Annotated in this window: 14 protein-coding genes; 5 read left to right on the top strand and 9 right to left on the bottom strand. The window is 73.2% G+C overall.

Annotation, left to right across the window (positions count from 1 at the left end; all coding sequences use genetic code 11):
• Positions 1 to 57 precede the first annotated feature (57 nt).
• Positions 58 to 3,093, top strand: a complete 3,036-nt coding sequence (locus tag HCN08_RS14635; RefSeq protein ID WP_167983492.1) for a bifunctional [glutamine synthetase] adenylyltransferase/[glutamine synthetase]-adenylyl-L-tyrosine phosphorylase — start codon at positions 58 to 60, stop codon at positions 3,091 to 3,093.
• Between the two features lie 61 nt (positions 3,094 to 3,154).
• On the opposite strand, the gene HCN08_RS14630 is transcribed toward HCN08_RS14635, so the two are convergent.
• The 6 genes from HCN08_RS14630 to HCN08_RS14605 form a co-directional block, all read right to left on the bottom strand.
• The gene (locus HCN08_RS14630) at positions 3,155 to 4,084 is read right to left on the bottom strand and encodes a phosphatase PAP2 family protein (RefSeq protein WP_167983491.1); all 930 of its coding nucleotides are present in this window, start codon (positions 4,082 to 4,084) and stop codon (positions 3,155 to 3,157) included.
• 37 nt (positions 4,085 to 4,121) lie between these two features.
• On the bottom strand, positions 4,122 to 5,219 hold the full coding sequence (locus HCN08_RS14625; protein WP_322974449.1) for a LacI family DNA-binding transcriptional regulator: 1,098 nt from the start codon (positions 5,217 to 5,219) through the stop codon (positions 4,122 to 4,124).
• 34 nt (positions 5,220 to 5,253) lie between these two features.
• On the bottom strand, positions 5,254 to 7,101 hold the full coding sequence (locus tag HCN08_RS14620; protein ID WP_167983490.1) for a glycoside hydrolase family 13 protein: 1,848 nt from the start codon (positions 7,099 to 7,101) through the stop codon (positions 5,254 to 5,256).
• Positions 7,102 to 7,221: 120 nt separating this feature from the next.
• Positions 7,222 to 8,079, bottom strand: a complete 858-nt coding sequence (locus HCN08_RS14615) for a sugar ABC transporter permease (RefSeq protein ID WP_167983489.1) — start codon at positions 8,077 to 8,079, stop codon at positions 7,222 to 7,224.
• Positions 8,080 to 8,092: 13 nt separating this feature from the next.
• Positions 8,093 to 9,091, bottom strand: coding sequence for a carbohydrate ABC transporter permease (locus HCN08_RS14610; protein ID WP_167983488.1), 999 nt, complete (start codon positions 9,089 to 9,091; stop codon positions 8,093 to 8,095).
• A gap of 170 nt (positions 9,092 to 9,261) precedes the next feature.
• Entirely contained in the window at positions 9,262 to 10,563 is a 1,302-nt protein-coding gene (locus tag HCN08_RS14605) for an extracellular solute-binding protein (protein WP_167983487.1), read from the bottom strand.
• Between the two features lie 347 nt (positions 10,564 to 10,910).
• On the opposite strand from HCN08_RS14605, the gene pulA reads away from it, so the two are divergent.
• Entirely contained in the window at positions 10,911 to 16,367 is a 5,457-nt protein-coding gene (gene pulA, locus HCN08_RS14600; RefSeq protein ID WP_407648768.1) for a pullulanase-type alpha-1,6-glucosidase, read from the top strand.
• A 341-nt stretch (positions 16,368 to 16,708) separates the two neighbouring features.
• Here the strand turns inward: pulA and HCN08_RS14595 are convergent, their stop codons facing one another.
• Together HCN08_RS14595 and glnII are read right to left on the bottom strand one after the other, a co-directional pair.
• Positions 16,709 to 18,709 carry a hypothetical protein gene (locus tag HCN08_RS14595; protein ID WP_206318793.1) on the bottom strand — a complete coding sequence of 667 codons (2,001 nt, stop codon included), beginning with the start codon at positions 18,707 to 18,709 and terminating at the stop codon, positions 16,709 to 16,711.
• Between the two features lie 185 nt (positions 18,710 to 18,894).
• Complete coding sequence (glnII, locus tag HCN08_RS14590) at positions 18,895 to 19,914, bottom strand: glutamine synthetase (RefSeq protein ID WP_167983486.1); 1,020 nt, start codon at positions 19,912 to 19,914, stop codon at positions 18,895 to 18,897.
• 195 nt (positions 19,915 to 20,109) lie between these two features.
• On the opposite strand from glnII, the gene HCN08_RS14585 reads away from it, so the two are divergent.
• From HCN08_RS14585 to HCN08_RS14575, 3 genes are read left to right on the top strand one after another with little or no spacing between them, the layout of a single operon-like run.
• Entirely contained in the window at positions 20,110 to 20,487 is a 378-nt protein-coding gene (locus HCN08_RS14585; RefSeq protein WP_167983485.1) for a 5-carboxymethyl-2-hydroxymuconate Delta-isomerase, read from the top strand.
• A gap of 5 nt (positions 20,488 to 20,492) precedes the next feature.
• Positions 20,493 to 21,356 carry a Gfo/Idh/MocA family protein gene (locus tag HCN08_RS14580; RefSeq protein ID WP_167983633.1) on the top strand — a complete coding sequence of 288 codons (864 nt, stop codon included), beginning with the start codon at positions 20,493 to 20,495 and terminating at the stop codon, positions 21,354 to 21,356.
• A 58-nt stretch (positions 21,357 to 21,414) separates the two neighbouring features.
• Positions 21,415 to 22,422 (top strand): NADPH:quinone reductase, encoded by a 1,008-nt coding sequence (locus HCN08_RS14575; RefSeq protein WP_167983484.1) that lies wholly within the window; start codon positions 21,415 to 21,417, stop codon positions 22,420 to 22,422.
• Between the two features lie 104 nt (positions 22,423 to 22,526).
• Here the strand turns inward: HCN08_RS14575 and HCN08_RS14570 are convergent, their stop codons facing one another.
• Positions 22,527 to 23,429 carry a serine hydrolase gene (locus HCN08_RS14570; RefSeq protein ID WP_322974448.1) on the bottom strand — a complete coding sequence of 301 codons (903 nt, stop codon included), beginning with the start codon at positions 23,427 to 23,429 and terminating at the stop codon, positions 22,527 to 22,529.
• Between the last annotated feature and the right edge of the window lie 560 nt (positions 23,430 to 23,989).

The raw sequence follows: 23,989 nt of genomic DNA, 5'->3' as shown, positions 1-23,989 counted from the left end.
CGGAGGCGCCCCCGAACGCGCGCGGATAAGGTGGGACGGGACGCGCCGGGAGGGTTGATGCAGGGACGACGGAGCAGTACGTTCACCCGGCTGCTCCGGCACGGGTTCACCGATCCCGGGGGGGCCGAGCGGCTGCTCGGGGTGGACGAGTTGCACGGGGTGCGCAGTGATCCGGTGCTGCTGGAGGCGCTGGGGGGCACCGCCGACCCCGATCAGGCGCTGCTCGGGCTGGTGCGGCTGGTCGAGGCGCTGGGGGAGGCCGAGCGGCGCACGCTGCTGGACACCGTCACGACCGCCAAGCCGCTGCGCGACCGGCTGCTCGGGGTGCTGGGCGCCTCCGAGGCGCTGGGGGACCACCTGGCCAGGCACCCCGCGGACTGGCACGCGCTCGTCACGTACGAGGCGGCCGACCTGCACCCGGGTGTCGCGGAGTTCGAGCGCGGGCTCGCCGCCGCCACCGACCCGGACGCGCTGCGGGCGGCCTACCGGCGCTGCCTGCTCGGCATAGCCGCCCGCGACGTGTGCGGCACCAGCGACCTGGTGCGTACCGCGGGCGAACTCGCCGACCTGGCCGTCGCCACGCTGCGTGCGGCGCTGGCCATCGCCGCCGCGGAGAGCCCGCAGGACGCCGCCGCGGCCCGGCTCGCCGTCATCGGCATGGGCAAGTGCGGCGGCCACGAGCTGAACTACGTCTCGGACGTGGACGTCATCTTCGTCGCCGAGCCGGCCGAGGGAACCGAGGGCGCCGACGAGACCGAGGCGCTGCGCGCGGCGACCCGGCTCGCCGCCCGCATGATGCGGGTGTGCTCCGACACCACCGCCGAGGGCACCATCTGGCCGGTCGACGCCAACCTGCGGCCCGAGGGCAAGAACGGCCCGCTGGTGCGGACCTTGTCCAGCCACCTCGCCTACTACGCCCGCTGGGCCAAGACCTGGGAGTTCCAGGCGCTGCTCAAGGCCCGCCCGGTCGCCGGCGACCCGGCGCTCGGCGCCGCGTACGTCGAGGCGATCCGCCCCCTGGTGTGGCAGGCCGCCGAGCGCGAGCACTTCGTCACCGACGTGCAGCAGATGCGCCGCCGGGTCGTCGACAACATCCCCGCCGCCCAGGTGGACCGCGAGCTCAAGCTCGGGCCCGGCGGCCTGCGGGACGTGGAGTTCGCCGTGCAGCTGCTGCAGCTCGTGCACGGCCGCACCGACACCTCGCTGCGCAGCAGCACCACCCTGACCGCGCTCGCCGCGCTCGCCGACGGCGGCTACGTCGGCCGCACCGACGCCGCCTCCCTGGACGCCGCCTACCGCTTCCTGCGGCTCATGGAGCACCGCATCCAGCTGCACAAACTGCGCCGCACCCACCTCGTCCCCGACGACGAGGCGGGCCTGCGCCGGCTCGGCCGGGGCCTGGGCCTGCGCTCCGAGCCGGTCGCCACCCTCACCCGGGAGTGGAAGCGGCACGCCATGGAGGTCCGGCGGCTGCACGAGAAGCTCTTCTACCGCCCGCTGCTGGAATCGGTCGCCCAGCTCGGCCGCGAGGACACCCGGCTGAGCACCGGCGCCGCCCTCCAGCGCCTCCAGGCCCTCGGATACGCCGACCCGGCCGCCGCGATGCGCCATCTGGAGGCGCTGGCCAGCGGCGTCAGCCGGGCCTCGTCGATCCAGCGCACCCTGCTGCCGGTGCTGCTCGGCTGGTTCGCCGACTCCGCCGACCCCGACGCCGGGCTGCTGGGCTTCCGCAAGGTCTCCGAAGCCCTCGGCAAGACCCCCTGGTACCTGCGGCTGCTGCGCGACGAGGGCGCCGCCGCCCAGCGGCTGGCCCGTGTGCTGTCCTCCGGCCGGCTCGCCCCCGACCTGCTGATGCGCGCCCCCGAGGCCGTCGCCGTCCTCGGCTCCGTCGACGGCGGGCTGGTACCCCGCGAGCACACCGCCCTGGAGCAGGAGGTGCTGGCCGCCGTCGACCGCGCCGCCGGGCCCGAGCAGGCCATCGCCGCGGTACGGGGGGTGCGGCGGCGCGAGCTGTTCCGTACCGCCGCGGCCGACCTCATCGACACCTATGGCGACGACGCCGAGGAGGCCGGGGAAGCCGGGGACCCGGGGAGCGCCGCCGGCCGGGTGCCGCCGGCCGAGCTGGTCGACCGGGTCGGCTGCGCCGTCTTCGGGCTCACCGCGGCGACGGTCGCCGGCGCGCTGCGGGCCGCGGTCAACGCGGTCACCGACAACGACGCCCGCCCGCTCCCGGTGCGCTTCGCCGTCATCGGCATGGGCCGCTTCGGCGGCCGGGAGCTCGGCTACGGCTCGGACGCCGATGTGCTGTTCGTGCACGAGCCGCTGGACGGCGTCGGCCAGGAGGAGGCCAACCGCTCCGCGCTCGCCGTCGCCAACGAGCTGCGCCGGCTGCTGCAGATCCCGACCGCCGACCCGCCGCTGCTGGTCGACGCCGACCTGCGGCCCGAGGGCAAGACCGGCCCGCTCAGCCGCAGCCTGGCCTCGTACGCCGCCTACTACCGCCGCTGGTCGCTGGTGTGGGAGAGCCAGGCGCTGCTGCGGGCCGCGCCGGTCGCCGGCGACGCCGGGCTCGGCGCGCGCTTCACCGAGCTGGTCGACCCGCTGCGCTACCCGGCCGGCGGGCTGGCGGAGGAGTCGGTACGCGAGATCCGCCGGCTCAAGGCGCGCATGGAGTCCGAGCGGCTGCCGCGCGGCGCCGACCCGGCGCTGCACGCCAAGCTCGGCCGCGGCGGGCTGTCCGACGTCGAGTGGACGGTGCAGCTGCTCCAGCTCCAGCACGCCGGGCGGCTCCCGCAGCTGCGCACCACCGGCACCCGTACCGCCCTCGCCGCGGCCACCGAGGCGGGCCTGATCGAGCCGGCGGACGCCGAGGTGCTCGACGAGGCGTGGGTGCTGGCCACCCGGGTCCGCAACGCGGTGATGCTGGTACGCGGCCGGCCCGGCGACACCTTCCCCGTCGAGGGCCGCGAGCTCGCCGCCGTCGGCCGCTACCTGGGCTTCCCGCCCGGGCACGTCGGCGAGATGCTCGACGACTACCGCCGCCGCACCCGCCGGGCCCGGGCCGTCGTGGAGCGCATCTTCTACGAGGGCTGAGCCCCCACGCCGCCGGCCCCGGGGCGCCGCAGCGACGCCCCGCCGCCCCCGGCCCCGGACCTCACTGCTGGTCCCGGCGCGGGCTCAGCGTCCGCTTGTCCTTCTGGTCCTCCAGCGCCAGCGCGCCCGTGGAGAACTTCGGCAGCGCGTACACCCACCGCCCGTAGATCAGCGACACGACCAGGAAGCCCACGCCCAGGCAGAAGGCGCCACCGACCGCGTCCATCCAGAAGTGGTTGCCGGTCGAGATGATCACCAGCAGCGTGAACACCGGGTAGAGCCCGCCCAGGATCTTCGCCCACAGCGGTTTCGCGAGCGTGATGACGGTGATGCCCGACCACAGCGACCAGCCGATGTGCATCGACGGCATGGCCGCGTACTGGTTGGACACCTTCGCCAGGCTGCCCTGCGACAGCGAGCCCCAGGTGTGGTGCACCGCCACCGTGTCGATGAAGCCGCCGCCGGTCATCAGCCGCGGCGGCGCCAGCGGATACGCCCAGAAGCCGATGAGCGCCAGCCATGTGGTGAGGAACAGCACCAGCCGGGCCGGGCCGTAGCGCGAGGGGTGGTAGATGTAGAGCCATATCAACACGCCGATGGTGATGAAGAAGTGCAGCGTGGCGTAGTAGTAGTTCATCCCCACGATCACCCACGTCACCGAGTTGACGGCGTGGTTGACCGAGCGCTCCACGGCAAGGCCGAGGTGGTGTTCGAACGCCCAGATGGCGTCGGCGTGCCGCAGCGCGACCGACTCCTGCTGCGGCACCGCGTTCCTGATCTGCGAGTACAGCCAGTAGCTGACCCCGATCAGCAGTATCTCGAACCAGAACTTGGGCTGCCGGGGCGTCCGCAGGCGCTCCAGCAGCGTACGCGCGAGACTGGGCTCACCGGAGCCGCCGCCCCCGTCGGCCGCCCGGGACCCGCTGGATCGCTGCGCTGCGGCGGACCGTCCATCCGTCTGGCGCGCGGTTTTCGCAGTCGGTTCCCCCATAGGACACCAGTCTGCCAGATCTGTCCCGTGCTGAGGCTCAGACCCCGGTCTGATCGCCACCCGGTCGGGTGAGCCGGGCGGCGGCCGGCCCGCCCGGCGCCGGCAGCGGCGCGCCCTGCCCGCTGGGACCGGCCGCCGTGGAGCCGCGGACGACCAGCTCGGGCAGGAAGACGAACTCGCTGTGCGGGGCGGGCGTCCCGCCGATCTCCTCCAGCAGCGCGTTGACCGCGGCCTGCCCCATCGCCGGCACGGGCTGCCGGATGGTGGTCAGCGGCGGGTCGGTGAAGGCGATGAGCGGCGAGTCGTCGAAGCCGACCACCGACACGTCCTCCGGCACGCTCAGGCCCTGCTGCCGGGCCGCGCGTATCGCGCCGAGCGCCATCATGTCCGACGCGCACACGATCGCGGTGCAGCCGGCGGATATCAGCGCGGTCGCGGCGGCCTGCCCGCCCTCCAGGGTGAACAGCGAGTGCTGGATCAGCGCGTGCGCGTCGTCCTCGGAGCTGCCGAGCACATCGCCCATCGAGGCGATGAAGCCCTCGATCTTGCGCTGCACGGGGACGAAACGCTTCTGCCCGACCGCGAGGCCGATCTGCCGGTGCCCGAGCGCCGCCAGATGCGTCACGGCCAGCCGCATCGCACCGCGGTCGTCGGGCGAGACGAAGGGCGCGTTGACCTTCTCGGTGAAGCCGTTGATCAGCACGAACGGCACGCCCTGGCCCTGCAGCCGGGCGTAGCGCTCCATGTCCGCGGTGGAATCGGCGTGCAGCCCGGAGACGAAGATGATGCCCGCGACCCCGCGCTCGACCAGCATCTCCACCAGCTCGTCCTCGGTGGAGCCGCCGGGCGTCTGGGTCGCCAGCACCGGCGTATAGCCCTCACGGGTCAGCGCCTGCCCGATGACCTGGGCGAACGCCGGGAAGATCGGGTTCTCCAGCTCGGGTGTGATGAGCCCGACCAGGCCCGCGCTGCGCTGCCGCAGCCGGACCGGGCGCTCGTAGCCGAGCAGGTCCAGCGCGGCCAGCACGGACTCGCGGGTGGTGGCGGAAACCCCCGGCTTGCCGTTGAGGACCCGGCTGACCGTCGCTTCGCTGACCCCCGCCTGGGCTGCGATGTCGGCTAGCCGCGCGGTCACAGCACCGGATGCTATTGGACGGAATGCCACCACGTCAGATCGCCCACCAAATTGTCGTGTCGGCGGCGATTGTGACGTCCATCCGGTTGATGCCGTCGGCGCCGCCCGCCGCCCCGGTCGCCTGCCGGCCGACTACCCCGGAAACCGCGGAAACCGCGCCGGCCCCCGAACCCGCGCCGGCCCCGGAAACCGCCGGCGCGGACGGTACGGACACCGCCGGCGCGCTCGACAGCACCGCCCGGCCGGCCGGCACCGCCAGCGTCACCGGGCGCGCGGTGAGGTTCACCAGGCACAGCAGGCCGCCGCCCCGGCCGGAGCCGTCGCGCCCGGCCCCCGGATCGCGGCGGAAGGCCAGCACCCCCTCGGGCGCCGGCAGCCACCGCACCGCCTCGCCCGCGCCCAGCGCCGGCAGCTCGCGCCGCAGCCGCAGCGCCGCCCGGTACATCTCCAGCGTGGACGCCGGGTCACCGGTCTGCGCCTCGACGCTCAGCCCCGCCCAGCTCGCCGGCTGCGGCAGCCAGCTCGGCCCGCCGGCCACCGGCCCGAAGCCGTACGGCGGCTCGTCGCCCGACCACGGGATCGGCACCCGGCAGCCGTCGCGGAAGCCGTCCTGCCCGGCGGCGCGGAAGAACGACGGGTCCTGCCGCACCTCGTCCGGCAGGTCGGTGACGTCCGGCAGGCCCAGCTCCTCGCCCTGGTAGAGGTACGCCGAGCCCGGCAGCGCGAGCATCAGCAGCGTCGCCGCCCGCGCCCTGCGCAGCCCCAGCTCCCGGTCACCGGGCTCGCGCAGCTGCGTGCCCAGGCCGGGCGGGTTGGCGAACCGGGTCGCGTGCCGCGTCACGTCGTGGTTGGACAGCACCCAGGTCGCCGGCGCCCCGACACCGGCCATCGCCGCCAGGCAGCCGTCGATGACCCGGCGCAGCTCGGCGGCGTCCCACGCGGTGCCCAGGTACTCGAAGTTGAACGCCTGGTGCAGCTCGTCGGGCCGCAGGTAGAGGGCCGCCCGCTCGATCGTCGGCGTCCACGCCTCGGCGACACCGATGCGCTGCCCGGGGTATTCGTCCAGGATGCGCCGCCAGCCGCGGTAGATCTCGTGCACGCCGTCCTGGTCGAAGTACGGCATGGGCGCGCTGCCCAGCAGCGCCAGCTGCTCGCTGTGCCCGATGTCGGGCAGCCCCGCGGCCTTGACCAGGCCGTGCGCGACGTCGATCCGGAAGCCGTCGACGCCCAGGTCCAGCCAGAAGCGCAGCACCGAGCGGAACTCCTCGTGCACCGCCGGGTGGTCCCAGTCGAAGTCCGGCTGCTCGGGCGCGAACAGGTGCAGATACCACTCGCCGGGCGTGCCGTCCGGGTTGGTGGTGCGGGTCCAGGCCGGGCCGCCGAAGATGGACTCCCAGTCGTTGGGCGGCAGTTCGCCGCTCACGCCCTTGCCGGGGCGGAAGTGGAAGCGGTCCCGCAGCGCGGAGCCCGGGCCCTCGCGCAGCGCCTGCTTGAACCACTCGTGCTGGTCGGAGCAGTGGTTGGGCACCAGGTCGACGATGACCCGCAGGTCCAGCGCGTGCGCGGCCCGTACCAGCTCGTCGGCGTCGCTGAGGGTGCCGAACATCGGGTCCACCTCGCGGTAGTCCGCGACGTCGTAGCCGGCGTCGGCCTGCGGGGAGGAGTAGAAGGGCGACAGCCACACCGCGTCCACACCGAGGTCCCGCAGGTAGGGCAGCCGGGCCGTGACGCCGGGCAGGTCGCCCATGCCGTCGCCGTTGCCGTCGGCGAAGCTGCGCGGGTAGACCTGGTAGATCACCGCGTCGCGCCACCAGTCTCTGGCGCGGTCGGCGGCAGCGGGAGCGGCGGCGGAGCGGGGCGCGTCGGAGAGGTGCTGGCTCATGGATTCCCTTGTCGGGTGCGGGTCCGGTCCTGCTCCCGGCGGTCGGCCGGTGCGGAGCGGACGTCTGTGCGGTTCCGGGTGCGTGGGGAGTACGGGTCGGGGCGCACGGCCCCGCGGGCGTCAGCCCTTGGTGCCGCCGGCCGTCAGGCCGGTCACCAGGTGGCGCTGGACGAGCAGGAAGACGAGGGACGCGGGTATCGCGATCAGCACCGAGGCGGCCGTCATGCTGCCCCAGTCGGCGCGCTGGTCGGAGGCGAAGGTGCGGATGCCGGCCGCCAGCGTGGAGTGGTCGCTGCTCATGAACTGCGCCGCGTACGCCACTTCGCCCCAGGCGGTCAGGAAGCTGTAGAAGGCGGTGACGGCCAGTCCCGGGCGGGCCAGCGGCACGATCAGCCGCCAGAACGTGCCGAACGGGGTGAGCCCGTCGACCCGGCCGGCCTCGTCGATGTCCCGCGGGATGGTGTCGAAGTAGCCCTTGAGCATCCAGGCGCAGAACGGCACCGCGATGGTGCAGTAGACCAGGATCAGGCCCAGGTAGGTGTCGATGAGGTCCAGCTGCGCCAGCAGGTTGTACAGCGGCACGATCAGTACCGCCATCGGGAACATCTGCGTGACCAGGAAGGTCCACATCAGCGTCCGGTGCCCGGGGAAGCGCATCCGGGAGATCGCGTAGCCGGCGCTCGCCGAGACCAGCACACCGAGCACGGTGGTGGCGCCGGCCACGATCAGCGAGTTGCGGAACCACTTCGGGAAGTCCGAGTGCAGCAGCACGAAGCGGTAGTTGGACAGGCCCAGGTGGTGCAGCACCTCGTGCGGCTGCTGCCAGGCGGAGCTGGGGCCGAGCGAGATGAACAGGATCCACAGCACGGGGAAGACGGCGATGACGCTCGCGACGATGAGCGTGCCGTGCAGCGCCAGCGACGCGCCGCGGCTGCGCTCGCCGCGCCCGCGGTATTTGAGGGGGGTGGTGGCGGTCATGGTGATCCGGCTCCTAGGCCTGCTCGGGCTTCAACTGGCGGCGGTAGAAGGTGGAGAAGGCCACGAGGATGAGGAGGATGACGATTCCGTAGGTGGCTGCCGCGGAATAATCGGACACTCCGGTGAACGCCTTCTCGTAGGCGTACGTCACCAGGATGTCCGTGTCGCCGGTGGTGTTGTTGCCCAGCAGCAGGTAGATGATCGCGAACATGTTGAACGTCCACACCGTGCTGAGCAGGACGACGGTGCTGGTCACCGGGCGCAGCCCGGGGACGGTGACGTTCCAGAACCGCTGCCGCGGCGAGGCGCCGTCCATCTCGGCGGCCTCGTAGAGCTCTCCGGGTATCGACTGCAGGCCGCCGAGCAGGGCGACCATCATGAAGGGCACGCCGACCCAGATGTTCACCATGATCACCGCGATCTTCTGCGACAGCGGCGAGCCGAGCCAGTCCTGCGCGGGCAGCCCGACGCTGGTGATGATGTCGTTGAAGACGCCGTACTGCGAGTTGAGCATCAGCCGCCAGGCGAACACCCCGATGAAGGCCGGCACCGCCCACGGCATGATCAGGCACAGCCGGTAGAACAGCCGGAACTTCACCTTGCGGTTGAGCAGCATCGCCATGCCCAGGCCGATGGAGTAGGTGATCGCCACGCATGCGACCGTCCACACCAGCGTCCACTCCAGGCGCGGGTAGAAGTCGCCGTCCCTGCCGGACAGCACCTGCCAGTAGTTGTGCAGGCCCACCCAGTGGTAGGTGGCGCCGATGTGGACCGGGCCGATGTCCTTGGCGACATTGGTCTCGTTGGCGTTGGTCAGCGACAGGTAGGCGCCGTAGCCGAGCGGATAGAACACCAGGACGGCGAGCACGATCACGACCGGGGCGATCATCGCCCAGGCGTACCAGTACCGGTCCCAGGAACGCCTGATCGACGTCATGAGGCCGGGCCGCGGCTCGCGCGGCGGGCGGGCGGCCGTACCCGCGGCGGGGTCGTCCATGGTGGCGGTGGTCATCGCTCCTCGGCTCTGTCGGCGGTGGGTGCTACGGGCGGGGCGGGCGGGACGGGGGACAGCGGGATGGGGGGGGGAGGGGCCTGACCGGACCGGCCGGCCGGGCGCGTGGGCCCCGTGCTCCCTGCGGGAGGCGGGGCCCCGGCCGGCCGGTCCGGAACCTGTGCGGCCGGCTACTGCACGGTGTAGCCCGGCAGCAGCTTGCCGAACTCCTTGGCGGCGGCGTCCAGGCCGTCCTGGACCGACGACTTGCCCTGGAGGATCTTGATGTACTCCTGCTGCAGCGGCGTGAACAGGCTGCCCACCTGCGGCAGCGCCACGCGCGGCCGGGCGGTGTCCATGATCGGCTTGAAGCCCGCGATCGTCTGGTTCTTCAGCACCTCGGGGGTGTAGGCCGACGTCCGGGTCGGCAGCGTGCCGTTCTTGCCGGCGATCGTCTGCTGGCTCGCCGAGGACGTCATGAACTGCGTGAACAGGTAGGACGCGTCGAGGTTCTTCGAGCCCTGGTAGACCGCGAGGTCATGGCCGCCGGTCGGCGCCTGCGCCTTGCCGGTGGAGCCGGCCGGGACGGGCGCGTAACCGAGGTTGGACTCCTTGCCCTGGAAGGCCGAGCCGGTCAGGTCGTCGCCGACCGACCACGGGCCCTGGATGAGCATGGCGACCTTGCCGGTCTTGAACGAGGTCTGCATGTTGTCGTACGCGCTCGCGAAGTCGATCTTCAGCGAGGACGTGTCGTAGATCTTCTTCGCCTCGGTGACCGCCTTGACGGCCTCCGGCGAGTTGATCGTGACCTTCTTGCCCGCCGGGTCGGCGAGGTCGGCGCCCTCGCCGAACAGCACCGGGAAGAGGAAGTACGAGTCGGGGTTGACGTACGTGCCGGCGACGCCCGGCACCTTCGCCTTGATCGTCGCGGAGTCGGCGATCAGCTCGTCCCACGTGGTGGGCGGGGCGGTGATACCGGCCTTGGCGAAGATGTCCTTGTTGTAGAGCAGGCCGAGGGTGTCGGTCACCGACGGCACACCGTACGTCTTGCCCTCGTACTTGGTGGTGTTCATCGGCCCGGCGAGGAAGTCCTGGGTGTCGCTGAGCGCCGCGGTGCCGTCCAGCGGGGCGATGTAGTGCAGCGAGGCGTACTCCGGGATCAGGCCGACGTCGGTACGGATCACGTCGGGCGCGCCCTTGCCGCTCTGCGCCGCCGCCTTGAACTTCTGCTCCACCGTGCCGAAGTCGACGTTCTGGTAGTTGACCTTGATCTTGGGGTACTTCGCCTCGAAGTCCTTGATGAGGGCCTGGTAGGTCGGGGCCTCGTTCTTGGCGTCGGAGGTGTCCCAGTAGGTGATCGTCCCGGAGACCGCCGCCGGGTCCTTGGCGGCTGCCCCCTTGTCGCTCGTGTCGTCGCTACCACTGCCGCCACAGGCGGTGACCCCGAGAACGATGGCCGCGGCCATCGCCACGGCGGATATGCCGCGTCGCATACCTGACTCCTTGATGAGGGAAGTGCCCGTTCGCCCTGGCCAGGCTGGGTGCCGGCCGCTGTCGTCCCTGCGGGCCGTCGGGCTGGGGAGGACCGTAACAGCGTTGAAATGGTTTGCGAAAGAGGCTGCAAGAAACTTTCTGCAAGATCCCCCGTCCGTGACACCGCCGTGACCAGCGCGTGTCGCCCGCGCGTCCGCCTGCGGGCGGGAAGTCGTTGCAGACTCTTGCTGCAACCGCCCTTGCAGGGATACGGTCCCGGACAGCTTCGGCACCGACGCCGCAGTGGCGACCGGTTCATGCGCGTGGACCCGGCCGCGGAGGCTGTCCCCAGCAAGGAGAACCGCCCGTGGCCCTGGAGTTCAGGCTGCCCGCGTACCGCCCCCGACGCCGCCGGCTGCGGCGCCGCGCCGCGCTCACCGCCCTCACGGCGCTGGCCGCACTCGTACCCCTCGCCGCGCCCGCCTACGCGCACGGCACCCCGCCGCCGCCCGCGCCGCCCTCCGACCGGACGCTGGCCGGGCAGGCCGCCCGGCACGACGACACGCGCGAGCAGTTCTACTTCGTGATGCCCGACCGCTTCGCGAACGGCGACCCGTCCAACGACCGCGGCGGCCTGACCGGGAGCCGGCTGGCCACCGGCTACGACCCCACCGACAAGGGCTTCTACCAGGGCGGCGACCTCAAGGGCCTGACGCAGAAGCTGGACTACATCAAGGGGCTCGGCACCACCGCGATATGGATGGCGCCGATCTTCAAGAACCAGCCCGTGCAGGGAACTGGCAGCGATGTGTCGGCCGGCTACCACGGGTACTGGATCACCGACTTCACCCAGGTGGACCCGCACTTCGGCACCAACGACGACCTCAGGAAGCTCATCTCCGCCGCCCACGCCAAGGGCATGAAGGTCTTCTTCGACGTCATCACCAACCACACCGCCGACGTCATCGGCACCACCGACACCACCAGCAGCTACCTGTCCAAGGGCGCCTTCCCGTACCTGTCCGCCGACGGCACCCCCTTCGACGACGACACCTACGCCGCCGGGTCGGCACCCTTCCCCAAGGTCACCACCGCGTCCTTCCCGCGCACCCCCACCGTGCCGGCCGGCGAGCAGCACACCAAGGTGCCCGACTGGCTCAACGACCCCACGATGTACCACAACCGCGGGGACTCCACCTTCGCCGGCGAGAGCGCCGACCAGGGCGACTTCTCCGGCCTGGACGACCTGTGGACCCAGCGGCCCGAGGTCGTGCACGGCATGGAGCAGATCTACGAGAAGTGGGTGCGCGACTTCGCCGTCGACGGCTTCCGCATCGACACCGTCAAGAACGTCGACATGCCGTTCTGGACGCAGTGGGCGACCGCCCTGGACGCCTACGCCGCCCAGCACGGCCGCAAGAACTTCTTCCTGTTCGGCGAGACCTACGACGCCGACCCCGCCGTCACCTCCCCCTACGTCACGCAGGGCCGGCTCGACGCGACGCTCGACTTCCCCTTCCAGGACGCCGCCCGCGCCTACGCCTCGCAGGGCGCCGCGCCCGGCAAGCTCGCCGCCGTCTACGGGCAGGACTACCGCTACACCACCGACAAGGCCAACGCGTACGAGGAGGTCACCTTCCTCGGCAACCACGACATGGGCCGCATCGGCAGCTTCCTCGCCCAGGACAACCCCGGCGCGAGCGACGCCGAACTGCTCAAGCGCGACGAGCTCGCCAACCAGGTGATGTTCCTCGGCCGCGGCAACCCGGTCGTCTACTACGGCGACGAGCAGGGCTTCACCGGCGCCCCCGGCGGCGACAAGAACGCCCGGCAGACGATGTTCGCCTCCCAGGTCGCCGACTACCTCGACGACGACGAGATCGGCACCGACCGCACCGCCGCCGCCGACGCCTACGACCCCGGCCACCCGCTCTACCGGGCGATCGCCGCGCTGTCCAAGCTCACCAAGGACCACCCGGCGCTGCGCGACGGCGTCCAGACCGAGCGCTACGTCTCCGCCGGCGACGGCCCGGGCGTCTACGCCTACTCGCGCACCGACGCCGCGAGCCGCGACGACTACCTGGTGGCCGTCAACAACTCCACCAGCGCCCAGACCGTGACCGTGCCCACCGGCAACACCGCGGGCGCCCGCTACACCGCGATCTACGGCACCACCGGCACCTCCACCGCCGGCTCCGGCGGCACCCTGGTGCTCACCGTGCCGCCGCTCCAGTCCGTGGTGCTGCACGCCGCCGGGCCGCTCGCCAAGCCCTCCGCCGCCGCGCACCTGGCGCTCACCGCGCCCGCCGCCGGCGCCACCGGCACGGTCGAGCTCGCCGCCGACGTCACCGGCGGCGGCCTGAACCGGGTCGTCTTCGCCGCGCAGGTCGGCAACGCGCCCTGGAAGGTGCTCGGTTCGGCCGACCACGCCCCGTACAAGGTCACGCAGGTGATCGACCCGAAGACGGCCGCGGGCACCCCGGTGCGCTACAAGGCCGTCGTCGTGGACGCCGCCGGGCACACCTCCGCCGCGACCGCCGCGACCGTCACCGGCGCCACACCGGTGACCGCGCCGCCCACCGCGGTCAGCCACGACTACGCGATCGTGCACTACCAGCGGTCCGATGCGGACTACGCCGATTGGAACCTCTACGCCTGGGGCGACATCGCCGACGGCGAGGCCACCACCTGGCCGGCCGGCCACCCCTTCACCGGGCGGGACGCCTACGGCGCCTTCGCCTACGTCAAGCTCACGCCGGGCGCCTCCAGCGTCGGCTTCATCGTGGTCGACAAGGACGGCGTCAAGGACACCGACGGCGACCGCACGATCGACCTCGGCGTGAGCGCCGAGGTGTGGGTCGGCCAGGGCAGCGCGGCCGTCGCGACCAGCCCGCCGGACGGCGCCTACCCGCCGCAGGACACCTCGAAGGCCGTCCTGCACTACCACCGGGCGGACGGGAATTACGCCGGCTGGGGCCTGCACGTGTGGACCGGCGCCGCGAACCCCACCGACTGGACCGCGCCGCTCCAGCCCACCCGCATCGACTCCTACGGGGCCGTCTTCGAGGTGCCGCTCGCCGCGGGCGCCACATCGCTGAGCTACATCCTCCACAACGGCGACACCAAGGACCTGCCCAGCGACCAGTCCCTCGACCTCACCGGCACCGGGCACGAGGCGTGGCTGCTCGACGGCACGCCCGCCTACCTGCTGCCGCAGCCCCAGGGCGGCGGCGCCGACCTGGACCTGGGCAAGGCGCAGGCCCAGTGGATCGACCGGGACACCGTCGCCTGGCAGACCTCCGCGCCCGCCGCCTCGCAGCAGCTCGTCTACTCCGCCGACGGCGGCATCACCGTCCAGGACGGGGCGCTGTCCGGCGAGGGCCGCTGGCTGCGGCTGCAGAAGGTCGCCGGTGGGCTCACCGCCGCGCAGCTCGCGAAATTCCCGCAGCTGAAGGGCTATTCGGCCTTCACCGTGGACCCGCGCGACCGCGGGCGGGTGCGCGACGCGCTGCGCGGACAGCTCATCGCCACCCAACGGGCCGCCTCCGGCGCGCTGTTGGCCGCGACGGGCGTGCAGACGCAAGGCGTCCTCGACGACCTCTACGCCGGCGCCGCCCAACACGCCACCCTGGGCCCGGTGTTCGACGCCCACGGCACGCCGAGCCTGTCGGTGTGGGCGCCCACCGCGCACAGCGTCGCGGTCGGGATCGGCGGGAAGACCGTAGCGATGCGCGAGGACCCCGCGAGCGGGGTGTGGTCGGTGCGCGGGCCCAAGTCCTGGACGGGCAAGGCGTATCTGTACGACGTGACGGTGTGGGCGCCGAGCGTGCAGAAGCTCGTCGTCAACAAGGTCACCGACCCGTATTCGGTCGCGCTCACGGCGGACTCGAAGCAGAGCCTGCTGGTGGACCTCGACGACCCGAAGCTCGCCCCCAAGGGCTGGGCCACCGAGCACAAGCCCGCCGCCGTGCCGATGAGCCAGGCCGAGATCCAGGAGCTGCACGTCCGGGACTTCTCCGTCGCCGACACCACCGTGCCGGCCGCCGACCGCGGGAAGTACGCGGCCTTCACCGACACCTCGTCGGCCGGCATGACGCATCTGCGCGACCTCGCGAAGGCCGGCGTCAACTACGTGCACCTGCTGCCCGTGTTCGACTTCGCGACCGTGCCCGAGCGCACCGCCGACCAGACCACCCCCGACTGCGACCTGGCCTCGTACGGGCCGGCGAGCGAGCAGCAACAGGCGTGCGTCACCGCCCAGCAGGCGACCGACGCGTACAACTGGGGCTACGACCCGTACCACTTCACCGTGCCCGAGGGCTCCTACGCGAAGAATCCGGACGGGGCGAGCCGTACGACCGAATTCCGGCAGATGGTGCAGGGGCTCAACGGGGCCGGGCTGCGGGTGGTGATGGACGTCGTCTACAACCACACCTCGGCCAGCGGCCAGGCCGACACGTCCGTGCTCGACAAGATCGTGCCCGGCTACTACCAGCGGCTCATGCCGGACAGCTCGGTGGCCACGTCCACCTGCTGCGCCGGGACCGCGCCGGAGAACGCGATGATGGGCAAGCTCGTGGTGGACTCGATCGTCACCTGGGCCAAGGAGTACAAGGTCGACGGCTTCCGTTTTGACCTCATGGGCCACCACCCCAAGGCCAACATCCTCGCCGTCCGCAAGGCGCTCGACGCGCTGACGCCCGCCAAGGACGGCGTGGACGGCAAGAAGATCATTCTCTACGGGGAGGGCTGGAACTTCGGCGAGGTCGCCGACAACGCGCGGTTCGTGCAGGCCACGCAGGCGAACATGGCGGGCACCGGGATCGCGACGTTCTCCGACCGGGCGCGGGACGCCGTGCGCGGCGGCAGCCCCTTCGACGCCGACCCCGGCGTGCAGGGCTTCGCCTCCGGGCTCTACACCGACCCCAACTCGTCCACGGCCAACGGCAGTCCGGCGGAGCAGAAGGCGCGGCTGCTGCACTACCAGGACCTCATCAAGGTCGGACTCACCGGCAACCTGCGGCAGTTCGGCTTCACCGACTCCGAGGGCAAGCAGGTCACCGGGGCGGAGATCGACTACAACGGGGCGCCCGCCGGATACGCCGACGCGCCCGGTGACGCGCTCGCGTACGCCGACGCGCACGACAACGAGTCCCTCTACGACGCGCTGGCCTACAAGCTGCCGGCCGGCACGTCGGCCGCGGACCGGGCCCGTATGCAGGTCATCGCCGAGGCGACCGCGGCGCTCTCCCAGGGCCCGGCGCTCTACCAGGCCGGCTCGGACCTGCTGCGCTCCAAGTCGCTGGACCGCAATTCGTTCGACTCCGGGGACTGGTTCAACGCGATCCACTGGAGCTGCGGCCAAGGCAACGGTATGGGGCGGGGGTTGCCGCCGGCCGCCGACAACGAGGACAAGTGGCCTTACGCCACGCCGTTGCTGACCGACCCGGCGGCCGTCCCCGGCTGCGCGCAGATCACCGCGGCGTCCGCGGCCTACCAGGACCTGCTGCGGATCCGCACCGCCGAGCCCGCCTTCCACCTCACGACGGCCGCGCAGGTGCAGCAGGAGGTCTCCTTCCCGCTGTCCGGGACGCACGAGACGCCGGGCGTCATCACGATGAGGGCGGGAGATCTGGTGGTCGTCTTCAACGCGACACCGCAGAAGCAGTCCCAGCGCGTGGGCTCACTCGCCGGGACGGCGTACGCTCTGCACCCTGTGCAGGCGGATGGCACGGACCCGGTCGTGAAGAGCTCCACGTACAGCCGCTCGACCGGTACGTTCACCGTCCCACCCCGCACGGTGGCCGTCTTCACGGCCCGCTGAACCCCGCGGCGGCCCCGCTCCGGCCCCTGACACCGGAGCGGGGCCTCCGCGGCGCTCTTTCACGGCGTCTCCCCGACCTGCCCCTTGCGCCGGCCCCGAGACCACCCGCCGGTGGGTGGCTTGTCGCGCCGTTCCCCGCGCCCCTCTCTCCGGGCTGCGCCCTTGTGCCGGTCGCGAGACCTTCTGCCGGTGGGTGGCTTGTCGCGCCGTTCCCCGCGCCCCTGGTTTGTGCCCCTCACGCGCAACGGCAGCCCCCGCCCGTGCCCGGCCTCGACGTGTGAGGTCAACCACCGGCGGACGGTCTCGGCACAGCAGCAAGCAGCAGCTCGGGGAGGGGGAGGTCAGGAGGCGTCGAGGGGGTGGAGGGTCTGGCCTGCGGAGGTGCGGGCGGTCAGGGTGGGGCGGGCGGATTGGGGGGCCCTTGCGGCGAGGTAGGGGCCTTCGGAAGACGCCGTCAGGCCATTCGTGGCCGTCAGGGAAACCACCTCGCGGCTGCCCGCGGCCACGACGTACCAGTGGCCCGCGGGGGACTTCCACATCACGCCCGCCATGACGTCCTGGCCGTAGCGGCTGCACGCCGCACCGTCGGACTGCCGGCCGGCCAGCGTGCCGGTCGCGGCGGGGGACGCGTCCGGGGGGACGAACTGGACCGTCGCGCGGCCCGGCCCGCGCCACGTGTCGGCGCGGTCGCAGGTCCACAGCGCGGGCCCCGCGCCCTCGGGCAGCGGCGTGCGGGCGAACTCCCAGTCGTTGACGGCCCGCACCCCCTGCCCCCGCAACTCGCCGAGCCGGCACGCGCTGTGCGCCCAACTCGCCAGCGCCGCAGGCCCCGTGGCCTCGCGCGGGGCGGCATCGGGGGAGTCCCCCGAAGACGGCGGCGGCGTGAAGGTCAGGTGCACCGGGCTGAGGTCACCCAGGTCACTCAGCACAAACGCGTGCTGCGGCAAGACCTGCGCCGAGGACCGCAGTTGCAGCGCCGGCCAGCTCGCCCCGCACGCCCCCGCCGCCGCGCCGGCGCCCGGCATCCGTACCGGATCGGTCGTGCCGTCCGCCGCGAGGTGCAGCGGCGCCGCCGCCTGGTCGGGCCGCAGCAGGTCCCGGGTCTGCGCCTGGGCGACCCAAGGGGCGGTCAGGAAGCGGGTGTTGCCGTCGATCCGGTCGACGACGACCGCCGCCGCGGTCGTCACATCCGCGCCCGGCACCTGCGCGAAGTCCAGCGCCGCACCGCCCGAGCCGTCGCCGCCGCGCGCCTCGGCGTACCGGATGATCCGCAGCCCGTCGAAGAAGAGCACCACCGTCGCCTTGTCGGCGTCCCCCGCGTAGAGCAGCTGCGGGGGCTGTACGGGGGCGGTGCGGGCGGTGCCCGGCGTCGCGGAGACCTGGACGGACGGGCCGGGGCTCGCCCACACCGCGAGGGCCCGGCGCAGCAGCGCGGTGTCGTCGGTGCGGCTGCCGCGCGCGGGCCACACGGTGAAGTCCAGCCGCCCGGTCCGCGTCCACGCCTGCGGGGCGACCCGCACCACGGACGCCGGGTCCAGCGCCTGCGCCGACGCGGCCGACGCGCCCGGCGGGCCCGCCGCCCCGTACGGCCGCGGCGAGCCGCCCGCCGCCGAGAGGCCCAGCAGCACCGCCCCGACCGCGACCACCGCGCCGACCGTGAGCCCGGCCCGGCCGCGCTGCCGCCGCCGCAGCAGGTCGGTGGGCCGCAACTGCACCGTGCAGGGGTCGAATTCGCCGGCCGCGAGCAGCCGCCGGTCGCCCTCCAGGCCCGCGGCCTTGCGCACCGCCTCCCGCGGGTCGGCGACGCCCGCCGCGTCCAGCACCGCGCGGGCGGCCGGCTCGTCCAGGCCCTCGAAGCCGAGCAGCGCGTACGCGGCCCTGGCCGGCGCGGGCAGCGCGGCGAGCGCGCGGTCCAGGGCGAGTCCGGCGCCGCCACCGGCCCGCGGGTGCAGCCGCAGCCCCAGCACCTGCGGCAGCCCGGCCGCCGCGAGCGCCCCGCGCAGCCGCCCGGCGGGCGGCCGGCCCAGCGCGGCCCGCAGCACCTCGCGGCGCAGCAGCTCGTAGCCTTGCGGGCCGCCGCCCCGCGCGGCGGAGGCGGCCCGCAGCGAGCGCTGCACGAGGCGGTGCGCGGTGAGCACCCTGCCGTGCGGGCCGGCGGAGTCGGGCAGCGCCAGATACGCCAGCCGCACCAGCCGCGGGTAGTGCTCGACCAGCGCCGCCTCGGCCGCGGCCGGCCCGGCAGGCGCGCCCCGCCGGCGCCCGCGCCGCCGCGAGCCCCGGGCGCCGGCTGCCCGCCCCGGAGCCCGGGAGCCCCCGGACGGGCCGGGCTTCGGCGGATTCACGGCGGCACGCTGCGGTCGGCTCTTCACGCTGCGTCAAACGAGTGACCTCGGCGTTGGTCACCCCCGCCGGGCACGCCGGAGGGCGCCCGCCACGCGACGGGCGCCCTCCACGGCGTACCGGGTCCGGGCCGCCGCCCGGGCCCGGTGACGGCTCGACCGGACCGCGCTCGCGGCAGCGGTCCGCCTCAGACCAGGTCGGCCTTCTCCAGCGCGGTGCAGCACGTGTCCACGATCAGCCGCGTCACGACGTACGGGTCGACGTTCGCGTTCGGCCGGCGGTCCTCGATGTAGCCCTTCTGGTCCACCTCGACCTGCCACGGGATGCGCACCGACGCGCCGCGGTCGGACACGCCGTAGCTGTACTCGTTCCACGGCGCGGTCTCGTGCGCGCCGGTGAGGCGGGCCTCGACGCCGGCGCCGTAGTTCTTGATGTGCTCCAGCGGCTTGTCGTCGCGGCCCAGCGACTCGGCGGCCTCGATGATCGCCGCGTAGTTCTCGCGCATCGCCTTGGTGGAGAAGTTGGTGTGCGCGCCCGCGCCGTTCCAGTCGCCCTTGGCGGGCTTGGGGTCCAGCGTCGCGGAGATGCCGAAGTCCTCGGCGGTGCGGTAGAGCAGCCAGCGCGCGACCCACAGGTGGTCGGCGACCTCCAGCGGGCTGAGCGGGCCGACCTGGAACTCCCACTGGCCGGGCATGACCTCGGCGTTGATGCCGGAGATGCCGATGCCGGCGGCCAGGCAGTTCTCCAGGTGCTTCTCGACGACGGGGCGGCCGAAGATCTCGTCGGCGCCGACCCCGCAGTAGTAGCCGCCCTGCGGGGCGGGGAAGCCGTTCTCCGGGAAGCCCAGCGGGCGCGAGCCCTGGAAGAAGGTGTACTCCTGCTCGATGCCGAACAGCGACTCCTGCGCCGCGTACTTCTCGGCGACCTCGCGCAGCGCCGCACGCGTGTTGGACTCGTGCGGCGTCCCGTCGATGTTGAGGACCTCGCACATCACGAGGACGTCGTCGCCGCCGCGGATCGGGTCGGGGAAGGACGCGACCGGCTTGAGCACCCGGTCCGAGGCGTGGCCCTCGGCCTGGTTGGTGCTGGATCCGTCGAAGCCCCAGATCGGCAGTTCCGCGCCGTCGGCCAGGATCCGCGTCTTGGAGCGGAGCTTCGCGGTCGGCGAGGTGCCGTCTATCCAGATGTACTCAGCCTTGTAGGTCACGGTGACGCCATCCTTAACGAACGTGAGCGCGTGGGCGGCCGAGCGTCTGCGATCGGGCCGAGGGCAGCGTCGCAAGGACGGTTTTCCCGTCCATTGCCCTTGTGTTAACAGGACGTAACCGAGGTGTCGGACGTCACCGTCCTGCGCCGTGAGACGCACTTACCGCCCGCGACCAGCCGGGATTAGGGTCCGGACATGCCGCATACCACCGTGGAATACTCCGGAACGCTCACCGGGGCCCTGGACAAACCGGGCTTCGGCACAGCCCTGCACGAGGCCCTGGTCACCATCGCCGGCGGTCGCGCCGCCGGTTGCAAGACCCGTTTCGTACGCCATGACGACCTGTGGATCGGCGACGGTTCACCGCACCGCGCGATGATCCACGTCGAGGTCGCGCTGCTGTCCGGCCGCGACCCGGAAACCAAGCGCGCCCTGACCGCTGCGGTGCTCGCCGCCCTGCGCGAACACACCGCGCCGACCCCGCAGTTCGAGGTGCAGTTCTCCGTCGACCTGCGCGACCTGGACCGCGAGGCGTACGCGCGGCACGAGGAGCCGCGGGCGGTGGCGCCATGAGCGCCCTGCGGGTGGGACTGCTCGGTACGGGCCCGTGGGCGCGGCTCGCGCACGGCCCCGCGCTCGCCGCGCACCCGGGCGTCGAGCTCGCCGGGGTGTGGGGCCGCCGGCCGGAGGCCGCCGCGGAGGTCGCCGGGCAGTTCGGCGCCCGCGCCTACGCCGACCCCGACGCGCTGATCGCCGACGTCGACGCGGTGGCGATCGCGCTGCCGCCGGCCCTCCAGGCGCCGCTCGCCGCCCGGGCCGCCCGCGCCGGGCGGCATCTGCTGCTGGACAAGCCGCTCGCCGCGACCGTCGCCGGCGCCCGGGAGGTCGCCGCCGCCGTCGAGGCGAGCGGGGTGCGGTCGGTGGTCTTCTTCACCCTGCGCTTCGACGGGCCCACCAGCGACTGGCTCGCCGAACAGGCCGCCGCCGGCGGCTGGTTCACCGCCCGCGCCGACTGGTACGGCGCCGTCTTCGGCCCCGGCGCGAGCCCGTTCGCCGACTCGCCGTGGCGCAAGGAGAAGGGCGGGCTGTGGGACGTCGGGCCGCACGCGCTGTCCGTACTGCTGCCGGTGCTCGGCGACGTCACGGACCTCGCCGCCGCCCACGGGCCGGGCGACACCGTGCACTTGACGCTGCGTCACGACAGCGGCGCCTCCAGCACCGCCGCCCTGACCCTCACCGCGCCGCCGGCCGCCGCCGGGGTCTGCGTCGAGTTCCGCGGCACGCACGGCGTCGCCACCTACCCCGGCGGCGAGTTCGCCGCGACGGACGCGTACGCCCGGGCGATCGACGCCCTCACCTCGGCCGAACCGCACGCGTGCGACGCCCGGTTCGGGCTGCGGGTGACCGAGATCCTGGCGAAGGCGGAGGAGTTGCTCGGTTGAGCGGGGCCGGGCGCGGCGCCGGGGGAAGAAAGCGCGGGGCCGGTAGCTTGTACGCGCTATGAAGGCGATCACGTACACCGGCAACGGCCCCTCCTCCGTCCTGGCGCTGACCGAGCGCCCCCTGCCCGCGCCCGGCGAGGGCGAGGTGCGCGTCGCGGTCCGGGTCTCGGGCGTCAACCCGACGGACTGGAAGGCCCGCGCGAACACCGCGCCCCGCACCGAGCAGGTGCCGAACCAGGACGGCTCCGGCGTCGTCGACGCCGTCGGCCCCGGCGTCGACGAGGCCCGGATCGGCGAGCGGGTATGGCTGTGGGAGGCGGCCTGGCAGCGGGAGAACGGCACCGCCCAGGAGTACGTCACCCTGCCCGCCCGGCAGGCCGTCCCGCTCTCCGAGGGCGCCTCCTTCGACCTCGGCGCGAGCCTCGGCATCCCCGCACTGACCGCCCACCGCACCCTGACCGTCGCCGACGGCGGCCCCGCCCGGCTCGCCCCGGGCGCCCTGTCGGGCGTCACGGTGCTGGTCGCCGGCGGCGCGGGCGCGGTCGGCAACGCGGCGATCCAGCTCGCCCGCTGGGCCGGCGCGACCGTGCTGAGCACCGTGAGCAGCCCGCGGAAGGCCGCGCTGGCGACCGCGGCCGGCGCGCACCACACCGTGGACTACCGCACGCAGGACGCCGCCGCCGCGATCCGCGACCTCGCCCCGGACGGCGTGCACATCGTCGTGGAGGTCGCGCCGGGCGCGAACGCCGCGCTGGACGCCGCGGTGCTCGCGCCCGGCGGGGTCGTCGCCTTCTACGCGCAGGACGCCGGGACCGTGGCCGTACCGCCGTGGCCGTCGATGTCGCGGAACCTGCGCTGGCAGGGCGTGCTGGTCTACACCGTGCCGGCCGCGGCCAAGGACGACGCCGTCGCCGCGGTGGCCGCGGCCGTCGCGGACGGCGCCTTCCGCGTCGGCGAGGACGCGGGGCTGCCGCTGCACCGCTTCCCGCTGGAGCGCACCGCCGACGCGCACGACGCCGTGGAGGGCAACGCGATCGGCAAGGTGCTCGTCGACGTCGCCCCCTGACGCCGGGCCGCGGTACGGGCCCGGTGCCGGTGCCTACGCCGGGCCCGCTGCCGGCGCGGGGCCGGCTGCCGACACCGGCTGCCGGCCCGTACCGCGGCCCGGCGTCAGGACAGCAGCGCCTTCGCCGCGGCCAGCGCGGCGGCCTCGACCTTGTCTATCCCGGCCTGCTCCGACTTGTTGCCGGACGACAGCACGCACACCAGCAGCGTCTTCCCGCCGTACTGCACCTGCCCGACGCTGTTGATGTCCCACAGCCCGGTGCCGCTGCGCTGGAGCCAGCCGTTCTTCAGCGCGAAGCCCGCGTGGTCCTCGTCGGCCGCCGACGCGCCCCACTGCTGGCCCTTGGTGACCGTGCCCATCAGGCCCTTCATGTACGTGCGGGACGCCTCCGACAGCGGGGAGTCGGAGCCGCCGAAGACCACCCGCAGCAGCGCGAGCTGGTCGGCGGTCGTGGTCTGCGTCAGGCCCCACAGGTCGCCCGCGCCGGCCCTGGTGTGCTTCAGGCCGAAGGTCTTGTTGGCCGCGTTGATCCCGGACGTACCGCCGGCGGCGTGCCACAGCGCGGTCGCCGCGTCGTTGTCGCTCTGCCGGATCATCACCGTGGCCTCGGACCGCTCGGTGGAGGTGAGCGTCGTGCCGGCCTTCTGGTGCCGCAGCAGGACGGTGGCGAGGATGTCGACCTTGACGATGCTCGCGGTGTCGTACGTCGACGAGCCGTCGTCGTAGCTCACGCCCGCGTCGCCGTCGAGTTCGGTGACCGCGACCGACAGCCGGCCGCCGCGCTTGTCGGACAGCTCCTTGATCGCCGCGCTGAGCTCGCTCTTGGCCTGCGCCGGCGACTTGGTGGGCAGCGCGGTGGGGGTCGGGGCGGCGGTCGTGGTGGGGGCCGCGGTCGTGGCCGGCGCGGTGCTCGCGGCGGTCGTGGGGCCGGACGCCTTGGCGTCGGCGGCGGGGTCGTCGTCATGGGCCTTCGCCGACGGCGAGCGGGTGACGACCGCCAGCGTCACCAGCCCTATCGTGCCGAGCACGGCCGCCGAGACGACCGCGGGGCGCTTCCACCACGGTGTCCTGGGCCGCCGCCGGTGGGATCGGGAACGCCCTCGGGCGCGCCCGCCGTGCGGTGGTCCTGGTGGTGCGTGCGTCATGGTCCAGACGCTAAGACCGGAATATTTCATTCTCCTAAGATTTTCGTACCGACTTGGCTGAGTGGGGTGTTTTCCGCAGGTCAGGGTGTCACGCGAGGGTGAGCGCTTCTTGCGTGACTTCTGTCAAATATTTCGCCTGATGCGCGATCTATTGCGGAGGCGTAACCCCGTCGTTACGATCCCCGCACCAGACTCCCGGTCCGCTGCCGTAGACCGATCGGCCGTGCGACGGCGGGAGTTGCCGACCGCTGCGAGGAGTCCAGATGGGTGTCACACGCCGGACGGTGTTACAGGCCGCGCTTGCAGCCACCGCAACCGGAACGGTGGGAATCGCACAGACCGCACTCGCCGGAAGCGCCTCCGCGGCCAGTTCCCCGGGCGATGTTGTGGGCAAGATCACTGTCGGGTATCAGGGGTGGTTT

It is taken from the genome of Actinacidiphila epipremni, from assembly GCF_012034175.1.
In the GTDB taxonomy this organism is placed as follows: Bacteria; Actinomycetota; Actinomycetes; order Streptomycetales; family Streptomycetaceae; genus Actinacidiphila; species Actinacidiphila epipremni.
Note: the sequence above shows the minus strand (reverse complement) of the source record. Positions and strands in the feature narration are given on the sequence as shown.

Excerpts from the sequence above, each read along its gene's own strand:
- HCN08_RS14575 (WP_167983484.1), top strand. The coding sequence starts at position 21,415 with ATGAAGGCGATCACGTACACCGGCAACGGCCCCTCCTCCGTCCTGGCG.
- HCN08_RS14615 (WP_167983489.1), bottom strand. The coding sequence starts at position 8,079 with ATGACCGCCACCACCCCCCTCAAATACCGCGGGCGCGGCGAGCGCAGC.
- HCN08_RS14610 (WP_167983488.1), bottom strand. The coding sequence starts at position 9,091 with ATGACCACCGCCACCATGGACGACCCCGCCGCGGGTACGGCCGCCCGC.
- HCN08_RS14630 (WP_167983491.1), bottom strand. The coding sequence starts at position 4,084 with ATGGGGGAACCGACTGCGAAAACCGCGCGCCAGACGGATGGACGGTCC.
- HCN08_RS14635 (WP_167983492.1), top strand. The coding sequence starts at position 58 with ATGCAGGGACGACGGAGCAGTACGTTCACCCGGCTGCTCCGGCACGGG.
- HCN08_RS14620 (WP_167983490.1), bottom strand. The coding sequence starts at position 7,101 with ATGAGCCAGCACCTCTCCGACGCGCCCCGCTCCGCCGCCGCTCCCGCT.
- HCN08_RS14605 (WP_167983487.1), bottom strand. The coding sequence starts at position 10,563 with ATGCGACGCGGCATATCCGCCGTGGCGATGGCCGCGGCCATCGTTCTC.
- HCN08_RS14585 (WP_167983485.1), top strand. The coding sequence starts at position 20,110 with ATGCCGCATACCACCGTGGAATACTCCGGAACGCTCACCGGGGCCCTG.